The organism is Gilvimarinus polysaccharolyticus, from assembly GCF_001187555.1.
GTDB classification, from domain to species: Bacteria; Pseudomonadota; Gammaproteobacteria; order Pseudomonadales; family Cellvibrionaceae; genus Gilvimarinus; species Gilvimarinus polysaccharolyticus.
In genome coordinates this window covers 520,342-538,996 of record NZ_LFIJ01000001.1, presented here as the reverse complement: position 1 = coordinate 538,996, position 18,655 = coordinate 520,342, and the positions used below count along the sequence as shown (strand labels likewise).

Genomic DNA, 18,655 nt, shown 5'->3' with positions numbered 1-18,655 from the left:
GCTAGGCCTCAGCGAGCCAAACGATACTGCAAAGGCGCCGCAACAGTACCCGGCACAATGTATCGATTACTGGGTAAGCTGACGCTATCGGACGACGGGATAAGCACGCCACCCAAGGCCAAGGTATGTTGTAACCGAGCAACATCGCCCTCGGTAAACAATTTTAACGTTAGGCCATCGGCGTTCAAGCTGGCCAGTTGTGTGCGCCGCACCAACGCCAACTGAGCCAAATAACCCTCAACTTTTTTGTAATCGGCAAAGCTTGCAACATTATTTACCTGCAATACCACGTTAGCGTCACCCACCTCGCTGGGGCTAATCGCGTAGCGTGTCGCAAAGTAATCCGCCACGTTGTCGATCACCGCCGGCAACAGAGCTTCTAACGAATCGCCTTCGGAGCTAAAGCTAGGCGAACCATCAACATGCAACAACTGCCAATCGGCGCTCCAGTGCGCGTCCGCCAACTCGCGCGCGCGCACCACCACTATCGCATCAGCGGCGTAGCGCTCAGAGCCTTCGCGAATTTGCGACTCTTGGTTTTGCCACAGCGCATCGGCGGGCATAGCTAGATGATCTTCCAAGTCAAACAGTGGAATCATTAAGGGTAGACCGCGCTCGTGGGCTCGGTCACGCAATACGGTCATGGCCGCCAAGTCGCTCACCACATCGCGGCCCGTTGCAGTGCCAGCGACCAGCCAAACCAATACTGTAGGACGATTGGAGGGCCAAAATGTAAGATTAGCATCGCGCAACAGTTGCTCTATAAGAGGCGCCGAGAACTTAAACTGTAAGCGTGAGGCGGCAACCTGCTCACCATCGAGGGTGCTCAGCATCTCATCGGTAGAGGCGTAACTGTATTCGTAGACAAAATCTTGGGCGCGCACCAAAGCTTGGCGCACAATTGGGTTATCGACCGCGTTGGTAGCTCCCGACACCCGCACCAACGTATCGGCTAACGCGTGCTTAGCCGCCGCGGCGCGCTGCGGCTCAGATTGCGATTTAACCAATGCATCGGCGCGATAAAGCTCGATCACTTGATCGGCATTCGCCGCGCTCGCCAATAGCAAAGCGCAGATAAGTAATAAGTATCGAATAATCAGCGTCTCGTCTCCCAACGGCCCAACTCTGATAATAATGGTCGCGCATTGTAACAGGCAATGTAGTGCTTTTCTTGTCACGGCGACAATATAGTCGCGAGAAAAGTATCAATAAAATAGCTGCCCCCATGAAATATCAGCGCCATTAACTGCAAATGGGTGCCATTAACTGCTAGAATATCCGCCTTTCAGATCCGACGCCCAACCCATTGATACCCTTCGGTAGTCGTGGCCGGCGCACAGCAACGAGACCATAGGCCGCTATGAGCGAGAAAATCCCGCAATCGTTAAGTTATAAAGACGCCGGTGTAGACATCGATGCCGGTAACGCGTTGGTAGAGCGCATTAAAGGCGTTGCCAAACGCACCCGTCGCCCAGAGGTTATGGCCGGCCTTGGTGGCTTTGGTGCACTCTGCGAGTTACCCGAAGGTTACCGCCAGCCCGTATTGGTATCGGGCACCGATGGCGTTGGCACCAAATTGCGCTTAGCGATGGACCTCAATAAACACGATACCATTGGCATCGACTTAGTCGGTATGTGTGTTAACGACTTAATCGTAGCCGGTGCAGAGCCGTTGTTTTTTCTTGATTATTACGCCACCGGCAAACTTAACGTCGATGTCGCCTCAGATGTCGTAACCGGCATTGGCGCCGGCTGTGAGCTAGCAGGCTGTTCGCTGGTGGGTGGCGAAACCGCCGAAATGCCCGGCATGTACGAAGGCGAAGATTACGACCTAGCCGGTTTCTGTGTTGGCGTGGTCGAAAAATCCGAGATCATCGACGGCAGCAAAGTTAAAGCCGGCGATGCACTTATAGGCATTACCGCAAGCGGCCCACACTCTAACGGCTACTCCCTGATCCGCAAGGTGATCGATGTCTCCGGTGCCGATTTACAACAAGACTGCGGCGGCCAAAGCCTTGCCGACGCACTGATGGCCCCTACCCGCATTTACGTTAAGCCTCTTCTGGCACTGATTAAATCTATGCCTGTGCACGCGTTATCGCATATTACCGGTGGTGGCCTGCTTGAGAACATTCCCCGGGTATTGCCCGACAACGCCAAAGCGGTCATCGACACCAACGCTTGGCAATTGCCCCCCGTATTTCAGTGGCTGCAAACGGCGGGTAATATCGACTCGCGCGAAATGTATCGCACATTTAACTGCGGCATTGGCATGGTCATCGCGGTCCCTTCCGAGCGCGCCGACGAGGCCATAAAACAGTTGCAAGATGCCGGGGAGCAAGCACTGCTGATCGGACACATTGCCGACGCCCTTGAAGGTGAAGAACAGGTGCAATTGGACGGTTTACACTGAGCATGACACCTCCTAAAACGCCCATCGCGGTGCTGATCTCGGGCAGCGGCAGCAACCTGCAAGCGCTGATCGATGGCCAGCAGAGCGGTGATCTGCCGATTGAGATTGTTGCTGTTATTAGCAACCGCCCCGAGGTGCGCGGCTTAGAGCGCGCCCGTGCGGCCGGCATTACGGCCATTACTCTCGATCACAAAGGCTTTGATAGCCGCGAAGCGTTTGATCTAGCGTTGACTGAACAGCTCGAGCAACTACAGCCAAAACTGGTAGTACTGGCGGGTTTTATGCGTATTTTAACGCCCGCTTTTACCAACCACTTTGCCGGACGGATGCTTAACATCCATCCATCGCTACTCCCCAAGTACCAAGGGTTACACACCCACCAGCGAGCACTAGAAGCTGGTGATGCCGAGCACGGCGTAACCGTACACTTTGTTACCGCAGAACTGGACGGTGGCCCCGCCGCGATCCAAGCAGTGGTGCCAGTGCTAGATACCGACACCGCCGACACACTGGCGGCGCGAGTACAGCAACAAGAGCATATTATTTACCCTAAGGCTGTGCGCTGGTTTTGTGAAGGGCGGCTCACTATGGCTGCAAATCGAGCACTACTTGACGGTGAACCTTTGCCGCCTAGTGGTTACCAAGTAAGGCACTCACAACCATAAGGGACTTATGACTCGACTAAAACGCATGACCCTAGCTTTACTCACGGGCGCGACACTGGTTTCAAGCTGTTGGCTGCCACAAACTTTTGCCGCTGACGATGTCACTGCACCCAATCAATTTCGCAACATCTATAAGTCATCGGTCTACGGTATGACCGTCACCGTTACCCACGAGCTAATCCCGCTCGGTGACAAGCGCCACAAATTGCGCTTTTTTGCTGACTCGCTGGTTGCCAGCATCGATGAAACCAGCACTTTTAGCTCGTCCGATGACAAGAACTTGCAGCCGGAACTCTACACCTACGACCGCAACGGTTTAGGTCGCGACCGCACTGCACGCATCACTTTTGACTGGGATAACCAGAAAGTGATTAACGACATCAACAACAACCCTTGGAAAATGAAAATCCCTCTGGGCACGCAAGACAAGGTGAGTTTTCAGGTCCAGCTACAGCGCGATTTAATCGCTGGCAAAACCGAGAACCTCGCCTACACCATCGCCGATGGTGGAAAAATCAAAGAGTATCAATTTGCCATTATCGGCAATGAGCGCTTAAAAACGCCGTTGGGCCAAGTTGACACAGTAAAAATTAAGCGCACCCGCAAAGACAGCGATCGCGTTACTTACGCCTGGATGGCGCCCAAGTTTGGCTATCTGTTAGTGCGCATGCAGCAAGAAGAAGACGGCGATGTCTACACCATTAACATCAACGAGGCCGAGGTCGACAATAAAAAGATCTCGTCATTTAATTAAGGCGACCTGCGAGGCAGGAAAAACGCCACAGTTCACTCACTAAAAAGCAAAGGCTATTTTTATGACTATCTCTGACAACTGCGTTGCCAGCTTTCACTACACCCTGACCGACAAAGATGGCAAGGTACTCGATTCGTCTGACGGCCGCGAGCCATTGGCGTATCTGCACGGTGCCGGAAACATCATTCCCGGCCTAGAAAAAGAGCTTGTTGGCAAGCAAGTTGGCGACAAGCTAAAAGTGGCTGTAGCAGCCGCCGATGCTTACGGCGAACGCAGCGAAGCCATGATGCAAGAACTGCCATCGAACATGTTCTCGGGCGTTGATAAAATCGAAGAAGGCATGGAGTTTCACGCACAAACAGAAAACGGTATGCAGGTTGTTACCATCACCGCTGTTAATGGCGATATGGTTACCGTTGATGCCAACCACCCACTGGCAGGTGTTGACCTGAACTTTGACGTCGAGATCACCGACATCCGCGAAGCGACCGAGGAAGAAAAAACCCACGGCCACGCTCACGGTGCCGGCGGCCAGGAGCACTAATACTGCCCTAGGGCCAGCTTCCGGCTGGCCCCGACCTCTGCACTCTACCCCCTCTCGTCACCGCCGATTAATTTTTGCTTTTCACCGTCAAAGTTACCAGCCATCAATAGCTGCGCCGTTAATGCGCCTCAACTTTCTCTTGCGCGCAACGCTCGCACTTATAGCGCGTCACTAATCTGCCCTGCTTGGTATCAAACTGCTGGCCAGTAACCACCTGCCACTTATGAAACCCACTTTTACACAAAGTTTTACCTTTATGTTTTTGTTTCGGGCTAGGGCGCTTAAAAGGTAGGACGTTCGTCATTTATCTAAACCCACATCGACTGAATCGCCTAGCTTGGCGCTGGCATCTTGATCCGCCCCCAGCGCTAATGCCTCTCGATCAGCTTTACTGATGTACTTAGGCTTATTTCTGGGAGCCAATTTGGCATTCGCTTTTTTGGCTCGTGCCTTTAATGTCTCATTGCCTCTTTTACGACGATTCATGCATGCTTACTCAGTTGTAAATATAGTCATATTAGCAGACCGGCAAAGCCCCCAAAAGCCAGCTCGGTCGTTTAGCTCACGGGGGTTAATGACCAACAACCCCAAATAGTGCTGCACAATCCAAGCCGTAACGCTGGCCCTCAGCCCTCCGAGCCCGTAAAATACCGCTCCCTACACGCAATATTGACTCCGAACCTTATGATCCCTCGTATTCGCGAAACGTCACCTGTTCAATCGGTTTATTTAGCTTTTATCGAGGCGCTGCAAGAGTGCGGCTTTGCCGGCGACTTAAACCCAGATTACGCCAACCGCACGGTATTGGCGACGGACAATTCGATTTATCAAGTACTGCCTCAGGGTGTGGTCTATCCGCGTCATACGGATGATTTAATTCTGTTGGCACAATTGAGCGAGCGCGACGAGTTTCAGCAAGTAGTGCTTAGCCCTCGGGGGGGCGGCACCGGCACCAACGGCCAGTCGTTAACCGACGGCTTGGTGGTGGATATCTCTCGCCACATGAACCAAGTGCTGGAAATTAACGAAGCCGAGCGCTGGGTACGGGTGCAAACCGGGGTGGTTAAAGACCAGTTAAACGCAGCGCTCAAGCCCTTCGGCTTATTTTTTGCCCCCGAGTTATCCACCAGCAACCGCGCCACCATTGGCGGCATGATCAACACCGACGCATCGGGCCAGGGCTCATGCTTATACGGCAAAACCCGTGACCATGTACTGGAACTGAAAACCGTGCTGCTCGATGGCAGCGTCTGTGACTCGGCACCCGTGGATGATACCGCTCTTGCCACCCTGCGCAGCCGCGAAGACCGCATTGGCCAAGTGGTGCGTACGGTGGACGATATCCAGCGCAATCACGCCGATTTAATCGATGCCAAATTCCCCAAGCTCAACCGCTGTTTAACCGGCTACGACTTGGCCCATATTCGCACCGAAGGCGGCGAATTTAACCTCAACAGTATTTTGTGCGGCAGTGAAGGCACCTTGGGCTTTATTACCGAGGCCAAGCTCAATGTATTGCCTATCCCCAAATGTTCAGCTCTGGTGAACGTCAACTACCGCGACTTTAACGCCGCCTTACGCGACGCCACCCAGCTAATGCAAGCCGGCCCCACCTCCATTGAGACGGTAGACTCCAAAGTCCTTAACTTGGCCATGAACGATATCGTTTGGCACAGTGTCAGCGAGTTCTTTCCGCCAGTGCCGGGACAGGACATTAAAGGAATTAACCTTGTCGAGTACACCGCCGACAGTGACGATGAATTAGCCGCTGGCATTAAACGCTTAACCGACGCGCTGGACGCCATGAATGACAGCGACCGCGAAACTACCGGCCGTATTGGCTACTCAGTGGCGATGGGCAATGCCGCAGTAGGAAAAATTTGGGGCATGCGCAAAAAAGCCGTGGGGCTGTTGGGCAACGCCAAAGGCGAAGCTCGGCCGATTCCATTTGTAGAAGATACCGCTGTCCCTCCCGAGTATTTAGCCGATTTTATTGTCGAGTTTCGCGCGCTGCTGGATAGTCACAATTTACAATACGGCATGTTTGGCCACGTCGATGCAGGCGTGTTGCATGTGCGCCCTGCCATCGACATGAAGGACCCAGAGCAAGAAAAATTAGTGCGGATTATTTCCGACCAAGTAGCCGAGTTAACACAAAAATATAACGGCTTGCTATGGGGCGAACACGGCAAAGGGGTACGCTCGGAATACGCACCGAAATTTTTTGGTGAACTGTACCCACAGCTGCAAAAAATCAAAGCCGCCTTTGATCCGCGCAATCAGTTAAATCCAGGGAAAATCGCCACAGCCTCGGACGAGCTGCCCTTGTTGAGTATTGACGCAGTACCGACACGCGGCCAAAAAGATCGAAAAATTGCCGTGCAAGTATGGGAAGGCTACGCCGAAGGTATGCATTGCAACGGCAACGGCGCCTGCTTTAACTGGAACCCTAACGATGCCATGTGCCCCTCGTACAAAGCCACTCGCGACCGAGTTCACTCACCCAAGGGCCGCTCTGCCTTAGTACGGGAATGGCTTAAACAACTCAGCGAGCGGGATGTCAATGCCGTACAAGAGGCCAGTGCCAGCCGCAAAAAGATAGGCTTACTTTCTTTACCTTCGCGCATCAAAAACACCATTAACAAAAAACGCGGCGAATACGATTTCTCTCACGAAGTCAATGAGTCCATGCAAGGTTGCTTAGCCTGCAAGTCTTGTGTCGGACAGTGCCCCATCAAAGTTGATGTCCCAGAATTTCGCTCTAAGTTTTTAGAACTTTACTACACACGTTACCTGCGCCCGCTAAAAGATTATTTTATTGGTGCGCTGGAATATATTATGCCCACCATGGCGCGAGCACCTTGGCTGTACAATGGCGTTATGAAACCGAAACTAAGTCAAAGTGTTCTGACTAAAGTAGCCGGCATGGTAGACAGCCCGCTATTGACTGGTGTCGACTTAGATAAAGCGCTACGCGAATTAGGCATACGTTATGCCAGCGCACAAAATATCGCCACCTTAAACGATGAGCAAAAAGCCAACACCGTGATCGTGGTGCAAGACGCGTTTACCAGCTATTTTGAAACCGAGCTGGTATTAGACAGCCTAAAACTATTAAAAATACTCGGCTTTAACCCGATGCTTGCCCCCTTTAAACCCAATGGCAAACCATTGCATGTACATGGCTTTTTAAAAGCTTTTGCCAAAGCAGCCAACAACAATGCCTCTATGCTTAATGCGTTGAGCAACACCGGGATTACACTGGTGGGATTAGAGCCATCCATGACGTTGGCGTACCGTAGTGAGTACCAAAAAGTACTGGGAGACAAGGCCCCTAACGTTGCATTGATTCAAGAGTGGTTAGCCACTCAAGACTTAACTACCGCCAAACCACTGTTTGCTAAAAGTGATTATAAGTTATTGGCACACTGCACCGAGAAAACCAATGCCGCCGCATCTATTAAAGATTGGCAAACGGTGTTTGTTGCATTAGGACAAGAACTAAGTGTGTTAGAGACTGGCTGTTGCGGAATGGCCGGCACCTACGGTCATGAGGCCGCCAACGTTGCGACCTCAAAAAAGATCTTTTCCCAAAGTTGGCAAGCCCTCGTCACCGAGCCCGCCAACCACGGAAAGCTAGTGGCTACCGGCTACTCTTGTCGCAGTCAGGTGAAACGGATAGAAGACCAACGGTTGCCTCACCCGCTGCAGATCATTTTGCAATCGTATCAAGGGCAATAATACCCGACGATTCTCTAACACTTTTTACCTTGACGCTTTTATACGGTTTTTAGCCTTATAAGAGCGCCAGAAGATTACAAAAACATTTAAACATTAGACTATTTAGGCGGAATTATACAATGGGTTACACATCAAAACTGACCGGATTTTTTACCTTAGTAGCACTATTAGGGTTTAGCGTCAGCGGCCAAGCAACTACGGTACAGTTTCAAACTGTACTGGGTGATTTTGAGGTCGAGCTGTTTGACGAGATTACCCCCATCACAACGACAAATTTTTTAGAGTATGTTGAAGCCGGAGCCTTTACGGACTCTATCATTCATCGTTCAGTAGACAACTTTGTTATTCAAGGTGGCGGTTTTACCTTTGATATAGAAAACAACCAAATCGAAAATATTACCCCAAATGCATCGATCAAAAACGAGCCGGGTATTTCCAACACCCGTGGCACCATCGCCATGGCCAAACTAAACAATCAACCACACAGCGCAACCAGCCAATGGTTTATTAACCTGGCCGATAGCAACGATTTTTTAGACAGTACCAACAGTGGTTTTACCGTATTTGGCGAGGTCACAGGCAATGGCATGGAGATTGTTGATGCGATTGCCAAGCTAAGTGTCGCAAACTATAAATCGACCAACAGTGCATTTACCGACTTGCCTTTGCGCAATGTTACCGCTGCCGACATAAGGAGCAAAGTGCCCCTGACCGAAGACAACCTAATGTTGATTAAAAGTATTGTGGTGTTGAATGCCTTCGCCGGAACTAGTTCTAGTGTTTCTAGTAGTTCTAGTGTTTCTAGTGTTTCTAGTAGTTCTAGTGTTTCTAGTAGTTCTAGTAGTTCTAGTAGTTCTAGTAGTTCTAGTAGTTCTAGTAGTTCTAGTGTTTCTAGTGTTTCTAGCAATTCTAGTGGTGGCGGCGGTAGCATTGGCTGGCTGATGCTATTGGCTTTAGTCGGCGCAAGTGCCACTCGTTACGCAAGCCGTAGGTTAGCGTTTAAACAGCTTTGAGGTGCCTTGATAACCTGTAGCGCTCGTTAACATTTAACCTTATCGCTGCAGGTCTTCTTACAATCGTATCAAGGACAATAAGCCCGATACATTTTCTAACAATTTTTTCCTGACGGCTCTGATAAGGTTTCTCACCCTAGCTGAGCGCCATCGCGTTATAGTGATCGTTAATAAACATAATATCTACCTTGGAGATTCACAATGGGTTATTTATCGAAAGCCGCTACTGGCTTTACTTTGGCGTCATTATTAGGCTTAAGTACATTTAGCCAAGCGACTACCGTCCAGTTTCAAACTGTAATGGGCGATTTTGAAGTGAACCTCTATGATGAGACCACGCCCGAGACTGTGGCTAACTTTTTAGCGTATGTTGAGGCTGAAGCTTACACAGACACCTTTTTTCATCGCTCGGTACCTGGGTTTATTGTTCAAGGCGGCGGTTTTCAGTTTAATACCGAGGCCAACCAATTTAGCGTTATTGCCAGCAATGATCCGGTACTCAACGAACCACTACTGTCTAACCAGCGCGGCACCATTGCAATGGCCAAAACTGCGGCGGGGCCAAGCACCGGAACTAATCAATGGTTTTTTAACCTTGGCGATAACAGCGCTAACCTCGATAACCAAAACGGTGGCTTTACAGCATTCGGTGAAGTGACTGGCAATGGCATGGCCATTATTGATGCCATTGCCACATTACGCCGTGGCAACTTCAGCAGTGAAGAATTTTTAAACATTTCAGCATTAGACGAAATGCCTGTTCGAGATTACTCTCAAGATGATTACAACGATAAACTTTTACCAACAGAAGATCATATCGTCTTGGTGCAAAACATCGTAGTCCTCGACGCGGCTGTTGACACTGCCGCCAACCTAAACCCTAAACCCACCACCCGCGATGACGGCTCAGCTAGTGATGGTGATGGCGGTAGCAGTGGTGGTGGCGGCGGTAGCGTCAGCTGGCTAATGTTACTCGCACTATTAAGCGCGGGCATTACTCGCCGCGTAAAACGCAACGCTTAAGCAGCATCCGCGCTGCATTGGATCGCTCGGTTGTCCACGTTACCGCATAAACGTCAACCGAGCGCCAGTGGCAACAGCGACAGCATCGCTATAGCCGCAATAGCAAGCACAGTGCCTATGACCACCATGGGCCGCTGGCGCAACTGGCTGGCAAACGTAGGCGCTGTTCCCTCGGCCAATCGGCGTTCAAAGTCCGCACGTGACTCTTTGCTAAACTCGTACTGAAACCCAGCGCCCAGCTCGCGCGCCCTTGGCACATCTTTATCGTCAGCAAGCCATAAGCCATCTACCCCCAAGCGCCAGCGGCCAGCATCGGTCGTATAACAAACTATACCCTCGCTTTGTAATAGCTCTATAAGGCCATCGATTTCTGCGGCGCTGGCGCCGGTGGTTCGCATTAATAATTGTGGCAAGTGGCACCTTACACTTAGTTCAATGACTCTAATAATTTAATTTCGCTGTGTAGCTCGGGGGCTAGTAACGACTTCTGCTGGGAGCGTTTGTCTAATAATACAATACGGCCCACACCGGTGGCGGCTATCTCACCTAACTCTTGGCTATAAATTTCGTACTCTTGAGAAAATCCGTGCTCGTGAACCTCAGTGACGGTACAACCCACTATTAAGTGGTCGGGGTAGCGTATCGGGCGGCGATAGCGACAAGCGGTCTCGGCCAATACCGGCAGTATTTGCCCGGTATCAAACACCCCTTTTTGGCTCATTCGGCGCATATAGGCGATACGGGCGGACTCAAAGTAACGCAGATATACGGCGTTGTTGACATGGCCAAAGGCGTCCATCTCCCCCCACTGTACGTCAATCTCGATGGTTACTGGAAAGCTGCGTAAAAAATCGTCACGATCGGTCACGGATGTCTCCTCTTTACTCATTTGCCTTTAGCCATCATAGACGCTATCGATTATGATGAGTAGTGACTACGCACTAATCTCGCACAACCAAAGGATTTTTTATGCACGACTCAGCCATGGCAATTGCCATTATCGGAATTGCCGCGCTCGCCTGTCAGTGGGGTGCCTGGAAGGCACGTCTACCAGCCATTTTATTCCTCTTAATTGCCGGCCTCATCTTAGGCCCCGGCTTAGGCTGGCTTACCCCTGATGATATTTTTGGCAACTTGCTGTTTCCATTAGTCTCTTTGGCGGTAGCGGTGATTCTGTTTGAGGGTAGTCTAACCCTTAACTTTGAGGAGCTGGGCAGCACAACCAAAGTTGTACAACGAATGATCACTGTCGCAGCCCCCATCACTTGGATTATTGTCACCGTGGCGGCGCATCTGTTGTTTGACTTGAGCTGGCAATTATCTGTTTTGTTTGGCGCGCTGATGGTCGTAACCGGCCCGACGGTTGTGACACCGCTACTACGCTCCGTTCGGCCATCTGAGAGAGTGGCTAACATCCTGCGCTGGGAAGGCATCATCATCGATCCAATTGGCGCCTTGCTGGTGGTTGTCGTGTATGAGTTTATCGTCACTCAAAGTGGCGGTGAGGCCTTTAGTCAGAGCTTATTGCTGTTTTTAGAGATTATTGTCATCGGCCTTACAGTAGGTGCGGCGGCTGGCTATACTTTAGGTAAGATTCTTATTCAGCGCCGCTTGCCGGAATATTTACAAAATCTGGCGACCTTAAGTATCTTGTTTATGGTGTTTACTTTTTGTAATCACCTAGCACACGAATCAGGCCTTTTGGGTGTTACCGTTATGGGTATGTGGCTTGGCAATATGCGCGGCGTACATATTCACAACATCCTTAATTTCAAAGAAAATCTAACCATCTTGTTTATCTCGGGCCTGTTTATCATTCTCGCCGCGCGTCTAACTCTAGAGCAGCTTATTGGTATTTTTACGGTTGCATCATTATTGCTGTTACTGGTTATTCAGTTTGTCGCGCGGCCGATATCGGTAGCGCTGGCAACTCTCGGCTCAGAGGTGAAAGTTCGCGAACGAATATTACTTGGCTGGATCGCGCCACGGGGTATTGTCGCCGCTGCGGTATCGGCCCTTTTCGCCTTACGCTTAGCCGAGAACGGAGTTAAAGGTGCCGACTTATTAGTGCCACTAACCTTTGCCGTTATTCTCGGCACCGTAGTATTTCAAAGCGCCACTTCACGCCCCTTGGCAAAACTGCTCGGGATCGTAGAGCCCGAGCCTCGCGGAGTATTAATTCTGGGGGCCAATCAGGTTGCCCGTCGTATTGGTAAAGCATTAAAACAACAAGATTTGCCAGTATTAATGTGTGATTCCAACTGGGACAATATTCGTTTAGCACGTATGGATGGGCTGAAAACATTTTACGGTAATCCAGTGTCTGAGTTTGCCTCGCAACGATTAGAATTGTCTGGCATTGGCAATCTTATTGCTTTGTCACCACTGCGCGAGCTTAACGTCATTACCGGCATGCATTTTCGCAGTGAATTTGGCGATCGACACATATTTTCGGTACGCACCAGCGCGGACAATAAAAAAACCGAAAAGCATCAAGTGGCCTCCCAACTTAAAGGCGCCGCTTTGTTTAGCTCGGATTTAACCTATACAAAGCTCGCCAGTTTAATGGGCAGTGGCGCCGAGATTCGCGCCACTCGACTCACCGAGGAGTTCACCATAGAAGACTTCGATCGCCAAGAAGGCAAACCTCAATTACTGTTTGTCATTACCAACAAAGGCAAACTTAAACCGTTTATTGAGGGCGAAGATTTTTCACCTGGCAAAGACTGGGTCCTGCTAAGCTTAGTGCATCAGCCAAAACCTAAGTCCCGTGATAATGGTAACGATGCAACCGTAGCAGCCTAAACACATGGCGATCAATACAAACAAACGATTCGTGCGTATGACGTTTAATCAAAGCCAGCGCACTTTAACTTTTTATATCGGATACCCGTATGAGCGACAGCGATCACAAAGTTCCCTCAGAATCGATTGCTAAAAAAATCGAGAACGGCCTGCGTGCACTTGACCGCGGTTTATGGCAGGTAGAAACTGCACACCGCTCAAAATTGCATCAACGTTTTTGGCATTTATCGCGCGTGATTGTAGCGGTGGTACGCGATTTAGTGCGCGGCGACATCACTCTGCACGCCATGAGTCTGGTGTACACGACTTTGTTATCACTGGTGCCCTTTTTAGCTTTAAGTTTTTCTGTGCTGAAAGGCTTTGGGGTGCACAACCAGCTAGAACCTATTCTTGATCATATGCTGGCAGCCCCATTGGGTGATCGCGGCCCAATGGTAGTCGAAAATATTTTAAGCTTTGTCGATAACATTAAGGTAGGGGTTTTAGGCTCAGTTGGACTTGGGGTATTAATTTATACGGTTATCTCTCTGATTCAAAAAATCGAGCGCTCGTTTAATGAGATTTGGCGCGTCAGTGAAAGTCGCTCGTTAGGTCAGCGTTTTAGCAGTTATCTAAGTGTCATTATGATCGGCCCGTTACTGGTGTTTTCGGCCATGGGCGCCACTGCTGCGCTGATTAACAGCCAGACGATGCAAAACCTTATTGAGTTTGCGCCTCTTGGTTGGCTGTACGGATTTTTATCCAGCGCGATGCCCTATGTCATTATTATTGGGTTGTTTACCTTTCTATATACCTTCATTCCCAATACTCGCGTCAGGCTACCTCATGCATTTTTAGGTGGCTTAGTGGCCGGTGTAATATGGCAAACCACCATTTTTGGCTTTACGCTTTTCGTATCTTCATCAAGCAACTACACCGCGATTTACTCGGGTTTTGCAGTTGGTATTTTACTGCTTATTTGGCTGTATCTGGCTTGGCTGATCTTGTTGGTAGGTGCCGCCGTTGCGTTTTATTCACAACACGCGCAACAAATTACCCGATCGCGAGTTAATCTCCCCTCGGCTCGTATCGACGAGCTTACAGGACTTGCCATTATGCACAAGGTCGCTTGCAATTTTGACAACGATGAAGGCAGTACCTCAATCGCTAAAATGGAATCTCATTTGTCGGTAGGACCAGAAGAAATCCAGCGTATGATCCATAAAATGCTTAAGTACGATCTGATAATGATCTCGGGAACAGATGCCAACCGGTTGGTTCCTGCCCGCTCCCTCGATCGTATTACCCTGCGAGAGGTTTTACAAACACTAAGGCGTCACGAAAGCGACATCCCTGGATCACTGCTCAAAAATACCGCCATCAATGTATTAGAAGCCCGGGTTGAGGCCGCCTTATACGCAGAGCTGGGTGAACAAACGATGGCCGACTGGATACGTACCACCGCCGAACATTCGCTTATTGCACCGGACGTAACCGAGTAAATAGTTTTAGCGCAATAGCGGTATTATCTTGGTGGCCGGCAAATTGCTCGGGATTAACCCCAGCGGCAAAGACTCCAACATCGCCACCGGTATGGCCGCCAGTTGTCCAACCAGTAGCGCTGGCGGTATTTATCGCGGCCAATATGCCGCTGCGTAACGTGGTTTTTGCGCTATTTTTTTCAGCTTCCGTATTGGCAATTACCGAGGCTTTAACCTGCTTAGCCATAGTATCTTGCTGCTCGGCGCTAAGCGTAATGCCGGTTAGCTCCTGCCACTTGACTGGCCATGTATTACCCGCCTCTTTTAGTTCGCGGGCCAGCTCGCCAGCCGATGCTTTAACCCCGCGCACAACGGATGCGCGCCATTCGTACTCGCCATTGGCGCCCATACTTAAACCACCTGTGCTGTGATCGGCCGTCATCACCATAACGGTATTGTTATGCTCGGAGACATAACGGCTCACCACGCCTAAGGTTTGCTCGGCATCGTGCATCTCACCCATAGCGCAAGCAATATCATTGGCATGCCCGCACCAATCGATCTCACTCGCCTCGACCAGTAAAAAGAACGGTTTATTTTTGGGCAATAACGCCAAAGCTTTGCTGGTCATTACCGCCAAGCGATTAGCCGGCGGTGCATCTATGGCAAACGGCAAACCTTTATCAGCTAACAGTGCCAACGCTGGGGCAGCTTCAATACGGTCTAACAAAGCAAAACTATCGGCGTATTGATACCCAAGTGCGGTAAAGCCTGCCACCAAATCGCGATCCTCACGTTTAAAGTATTTTTCTCCGCCGCCAATTAATACATCAACCCATGGTTTTCCTGCAATACGGTTATCCAAGTACTGATCGGCAATTTCATCGTACTTTTGGCGGCTATCTATATGGGCCGCAAAGCTTGCTGGAGTTGCATGGTTGATCTGGCTAGTAGTAACCATCGCCGTGCTGTAGCCCAGCGTTTTGGCCCGCTCTAGCAATGTTTCAACTGGCTGCTTATCTATGTCTACGCCAATCGCTCCGTTATACGTTTTAATAGCAGCCGATAACGCGGTGGCGCCTGCGGCTGAATCGGTCACTAGCTCATGGCCGTGAGGATGAGTGGCCGAGGTGCCGACGAAATAACGATCAAACAAGGTTTCTTCGATTTCTTCTGTCGCAGGATCATCGACAAAGTGACGGTAGGCAGTTATGTACTCCATGCCCATGCCGTCGCCAATTACGTAAATAATCGACTGTGGCGCGACTTGCTGAGCTGTTGCAGCGCTGGCCACTTGAGTGATAAATAATAGGGCCGTGGCGGCCAATGTCTGTTTCATTTTCGCTCCTACTAGTTAATCAAAAGCATTGATATAGAAAGCGGCAATTGCGCCACTCCCAGATGGGACGTATAGTGCCAGATAATTACAAAAAATAATGCCAACAATCTATCTATGTTTAGTATTCTAACTCATGATAACACCTAAGCTATTCACCAATTCAACAGCTCGTATCAAGCGTCGATATATCGGTCGCGAACGACAAGTTGTGTTAATTATTGATAATTTTTTAAATAATCCCGAATGGCTTGCCGAGCAAGCTCTCAGTGCAGCATTTAAACCCGATCAAGGATTGTTTCCAGGGCATCGTGCGCCAGCGCCTAGTGCTTACACTAATGCTTTAGAGGGGGCCCTGCCACCACTACTGGCCGATGCATTTGGCACTCGCCCTGGCGACATTAGCCGAGTAGAATCCAGCTACTCTCTGGTAACCCAGCCGCCCAGTTCACTCAAACCGCTGCAACGCATCCCGCATTTTGATTCTCGTCACCCAGAGGAGTTAGCCAGCGTTTATTTTTTGTGTAACCAATCAACCGAGCAATATGGCGGAACCGCTTTTTATCGCCACCGCAGCACCGGCTTTGAGTCTATTACCGACGTGCGCTTTAAACCTTACATAAGCGCTCTAGACGCTGACGCCAAACAAGTGGGAGTGCCTGCAGCAGATTATATTTCTGCCGACACCGAAGTGTTTGAAAAGATTGCCGAGATCCCAGCGCGCTACAATCGTTTAATACTTTACTCTTGCACCAGCTTGCACTCCGGCGTTATTACCCCCGAATTTGATTTCTCACAAGACCCAGCTAATGCTCGATTATCTATAAACAGTTTTTTAGTCAATCATTAACAATTTCTAAACTCAAGCAATAGCATATTATAAAAATATATAGGCCGATAAAAACATCACAATAAACGGAGCTTTCATATGAGTTTTTCATCTAAAGAGGCCGCCCGAGCTTACTGGCGAGCCAACATTCGCTGGCTACTTATTCTTCTTAGTATCTGGTTTTCTGTGTCTTTTGGGGCAGGTATTTTATTCGTCGAACAACTTAACAATATTCACTTAGGTGGTTTTAAACTCGGATTTTGGTTTGCCCAGCAAGGTTCTATTTACACCTTTGTGATACTGATTTTTGTTTATGTAGGTATCATGAACCGGCTCGATAAAAAATTCGGCGTAGAGGAAGAATAAGATGGATGTTCAAGTACTCACGTTTATTATCGTCGGCATTACCTTTGCGTTTTATATCGGCATTGCCATCTGGGCTCGCGCTGCCACCACTCAAGAGTTTTACGTAGCCGGCGGCCATGTGCCACCACTGGCTAACGGCATGGCCACCGCGGCCGACTGGATGAGCGCGGCCTCGTTTATCTCGATGGCTGGGTTAATCTCGTTTATCGGCTACGACGGTAGCGTGTACCTAATGGGCTGGACCGGCGGCTACGTACTGCTTGCTCTGTGTCTTGCCCCTTACCTACGCAAGTTTGGCAAGTTTACCGTACCCGACTTTATTGGCGACCGCTACTACTCACAAACCGCCCGAACGGTAGCGGTCATCTGCGCGATTTTTGTCTCCTTCACTTACGTGGCAGGGCAAATGCGCGGCGTGGGTGTGGTGTTTTCGCGCTTTTTAGAAGTCGACATTACCATGGGTATTTTTATTGGCATGGGCATCGTATTCTTCTACGCCGTACTCGGCGGTATGAAAGGCATCACCTACACCCAGGTAGCACAATACTGCGTGCTGATCTTTGCCTTTATGGTGCCGGCGATATTTTTAAGTTTAATGATGACCGGATCGCCCATCCCACAAATCGGCATGGGTTCGACCATGGTCGATAATCCCAGCGTATTCTTACTTGATAAACTTGATGGTTTAAGTACATCGCTTGGTTTTAATGCCTATACCGAGGGTAAAAAATCGACTATAGATGTGTTTTGTATCACCGCGGCATTGATGGTCGGCACTGCGGGTTTACCTCACGTTATCGTGCGTTTTTTTACCGTTCCTAAAGTACGTGACGCGCGTAAGAGTGCTGGCTGGGCATTAATTTTTATTGCCATTTTATACACCACTGCTCCAGCGATCGCTGTATTTGCTCGGGTGAATATGATCGAGACCATTAACGGCCCCGAAGCCCAAGGCGTACCCGCCAGCCAAGCACCCGCTTGGATCGATAGCTGGGAGACCACCGGCCTTGTCGCTTGGGAAGATAAAAACCAAGACGGTCGGTTGTTTTACAGCGGTGATGAGCGCAACGAAATGACCATCGACCGCGACATAATGGTGTTAGCGACCCCCGAGATTGCCCGCTTACCTATTTGGGTTATTGCTTTGATTGCTGCCGGCGGTTTGGCGGCGGCGTTATCTACCGCGGCCGGTTTACTGCTAGTGATCTCGACATCTATATCCCACGATTTATTAAAACGTAACCTGATGCCTGACATTAGCGAAAAACAAGAGTTACTGTTTGCACGGATTGCCGCCGCCGTGGCTATTTGCGTCGCGGGTTACTTAGGTATACATCCACCGGGATTTGTCGCCGAAGTGGTTGCCTTTGCATTCGGCTTGGCGGCAGCGAGCTTTTTTCCGGCGATTATTATGGGGATCTTCTTTAAATCCATGAACCGTGAAGGCGCCATTGCCGGTATGATCTGCGGCCTACTGTTTACCACCATTTACATTTTAGTGTTTAAAGGCATTGTTATGGAGCCACTCTTACCCAACACCGCCGAGTATTGGTTGTTGGGAATATCCCCTGAGGGTATCGGTACTGTGGGTATGTTGCTGAATATTATTGTCGCCGTTACCGTTTGGCGTTTTACCCCTCCGGCCCCAGTCGAGGTACAGGAACTGGTCGAGTCGATTCGCTATCCACAGAAAATTAAAGCCTAGA

17 protein-coding genes are annotated in these 18,655 nt (G+C 49.9%); 12 read left to right on the top strand and 5 right to left on the bottom strand.

The genetic code is table 11. The annotated features are described in order from the left end of the window. Positions 1–8: 8 nt before the first annotated feature. The gene (locus GILYN3_RS02190) at positions 9–1,115 is read right to left on the bottom strand and encodes a DUF2066 domain-containing protein (protein WP_049721330.1); all 1,107 of its coding nucleotides are present in this window, start codon (positions 1,113–1,115) and stop codon (positions 9–11) included. Between the two features lie 245 nt (positions 1,116–1,360). Here GILYN3_RS02190 and purM point away from each other — a divergent pair, with 245 nt between their 5' ends. The 4 genes from purM to GILYN3_RS02170 all read left to right on the top strand — a co-directional run bounded on the left by purM (position 1,361) and on the right by GILYN3_RS02170 (position 4,376). Beyond that, on the top strand, positions 1,361–2,413 hold the full coding sequence (purM, locus tag GILYN3_RS02185; protein WP_049721329.1) for a phosphoribosylformylglycinamidine cyclo-ligase: 1,053 nt from the start codon (positions 1,361–1,363) through the stop codon (positions 2,411–2,413). Between the two features lie 2 nt (positions 2,414–2,415). Further along, on the top strand, positions 2,416–3,078 hold the full coding sequence (gene purN, locus GILYN3_RS02180; protein WP_049721328.1) for a phosphoribosylglycinamide formyltransferase: 663 nt from the start codon (positions 2,416–2,418) through the stop codon (positions 3,076–3,078). A 7-nt stretch (positions 3,079–3,085) separates the two neighbouring features. Then, positions 3,086–3,832 (top strand): DUF3108 domain-containing protein, encoded by a 747-nt coding sequence (locus tag GILYN3_RS02175; protein WP_049721327.1) that lies wholly within the window; start codon positions 3,086–3,088, stop codon positions 3,830–3,832. A gap of 61 nt (positions 3,833–3,893) precedes the next feature. Next, positions 3,894–4,376 (top strand): FKBP-type peptidyl-prolyl cis-trans isomerase, encoded by a 483-nt coding sequence (locus GILYN3_RS02170; protein ID WP_049721326.1) that lies wholly within the window; start codon positions 3,894–3,896, stop codon positions 4,374–4,376. A gap of 300 nt (positions 4,377–4,676) precedes the next feature. Here GILYN3_RS02170 and GILYN3_RS02160 read toward each other — a convergent pair whose 3' ends face one another. Continuing rightward, on the bottom strand, positions 4,677–4,862 hold the full coding sequence (locus GILYN3_RS02160) for a DUF2986 domain-containing protein (protein ID WP_049721324.1): 186 nt from the start codon (positions 4,860–4,862) through the stop codon (positions 4,677–4,679). A gap of 198 nt (positions 4,863–5,060) precedes the next feature. Between GILYN3_RS02160 and ydiJ the strand changes: the two genes are divergently transcribed. From ydiJ to GILYN3_RS02145, 3 genes are all read left to right on the top strand, one after another. Continuing rightward, positions 5,061–8,117 (top strand): D-2-hydroxyglutarate dehydrogenase YdiJ, encoded by a 3,057-nt coding sequence (gene ydiJ / locus GILYN3_RS02155; RefSeq protein ID WP_049721323.1) that lies wholly within the window; start codon positions 5,061–5,063, stop codon positions 8,115–8,117. A gap of 119 nt (positions 8,118–8,236) precedes the next feature. Further along, positions 8,237–9,130, top strand: a complete 894-nt coding sequence (locus GILYN3_RS02150; protein WP_049721322.1) for a peptidylprolyl isomerase — start codon at positions 8,237–8,239, stop codon at positions 9,128–9,130. A 201-nt stretch (positions 9,131–9,331) separates the two neighbouring features. Continuing rightward, complete coding sequence (locus tag GILYN3_RS02145; RefSeq protein WP_049721321.1) at positions 9,332–10,153, top strand: peptidylprolyl isomerase; 822 nt, start codon at positions 9,332–9,334, stop codon at positions 10,151–10,153. A gap of 53 nt (positions 10,154–10,206) precedes the next feature. Here GILYN3_RS02145 and GILYN3_RS02140 read toward each other — a convergent pair whose 3' ends face one another. Further along, positions 10,207–10,566: a DUF6164 family protein gene (locus GILYN3_RS02140; protein ID WP_157484834.1), complete on the bottom strand. Its 360-nt coding sequence runs from the start codon at positions 10,564–10,566 to the stop codon at positions 10,207–10,209. A gap of 14 nt (positions 10,567–10,580) precedes the next feature. Then, positions 10,581–11,021, bottom strand: coding sequence for an acyl-CoA thioesterase (locus tag GILYN3_RS02135; RefSeq protein WP_049721319.1), 441 nt, complete (start codon positions 11,019–11,021; stop codon positions 10,581–10,583). A 101-nt stretch (positions 11,022–11,122) separates the two neighbouring features. Here GILYN3_RS02135 and GILYN3_RS02130 point away from each other — a divergent pair, with 101 nt between their 5' ends. Further along, positions 11,123–12,958 carry a cation:proton antiporter gene (locus tag GILYN3_RS02130; RefSeq protein WP_049721318.1) on the top strand — a complete coding sequence of 612 codons (1,836 nt, stop codon included), beginning with the start codon at positions 11,123–11,125 and terminating at the stop codon, positions 12,956–12,958. A gap of 89 nt (positions 12,959–13,047) precedes the next feature. Next, entirely contained in the window at positions 13,048–14,439 is a 1,392-nt protein-coding gene (locus GILYN3_RS02125; RefSeq protein WP_049721317.1) for a YihY/virulence factor BrkB family protein, read from the top strand. Here GILYN3_RS02125 and GILYN3_RS02120 read toward each other — a convergent pair. Beyond that, positions 14,414–15,757 carry an alkaline phosphatase gene (locus tag GILYN3_RS02120; RefSeq protein WP_049721316.1) on the bottom strand — a complete coding sequence of 448 codons (1,344 nt, stop codon included), beginning with the start codon at positions 15,755–15,757 and terminating at the stop codon, positions 14,414–14,416. The two genes, GILYN3_RS02125 and GILYN3_RS02120, sit on opposite strands and share 26 nt — an antisense overlap. Before the next feature lie 133 nt (positions 15,758–15,890). On the opposite strand from GILYN3_RS02120, the gene GILYN3_RS02115 reads away from it, so the two are divergent. The 3 genes from GILYN3_RS02115 (at position 15,891) to GILYN3_RS02105 (ending at position 18,654) form a co-directional block, all read left to right on the top strand. After that, positions 15,891–16,604, top strand: a complete 714-nt coding sequence (locus GILYN3_RS02115) for a DUF6445 family protein (RefSeq protein WP_269745913.1) — start codon at positions 15,891–15,893, stop codon at positions 16,602–16,604. A 78-nt stretch (positions 16,605–16,682) separates the two neighbouring features. Then, complete coding sequence (locus GILYN3_RS02110; RefSeq protein ID WP_049721314.1) at positions 16,683–16,949, top strand: DUF4212 domain-containing protein; 267 nt, start codon at positions 16,683–16,685, stop codon at positions 16,947–16,949. A 1-nt stretch (position 16,950) separates the two neighbouring features. Further along, positions 16,951–18,654, top strand: coding sequence for a sodium:solute symporter family protein (locus GILYN3_RS02105; protein ID WP_049721313.1), 1,704 nt, complete (start codon positions 16,951–16,953; stop codon positions 18,652–18,654). Position 18,655: the final 1 nt, after the last annotated feature.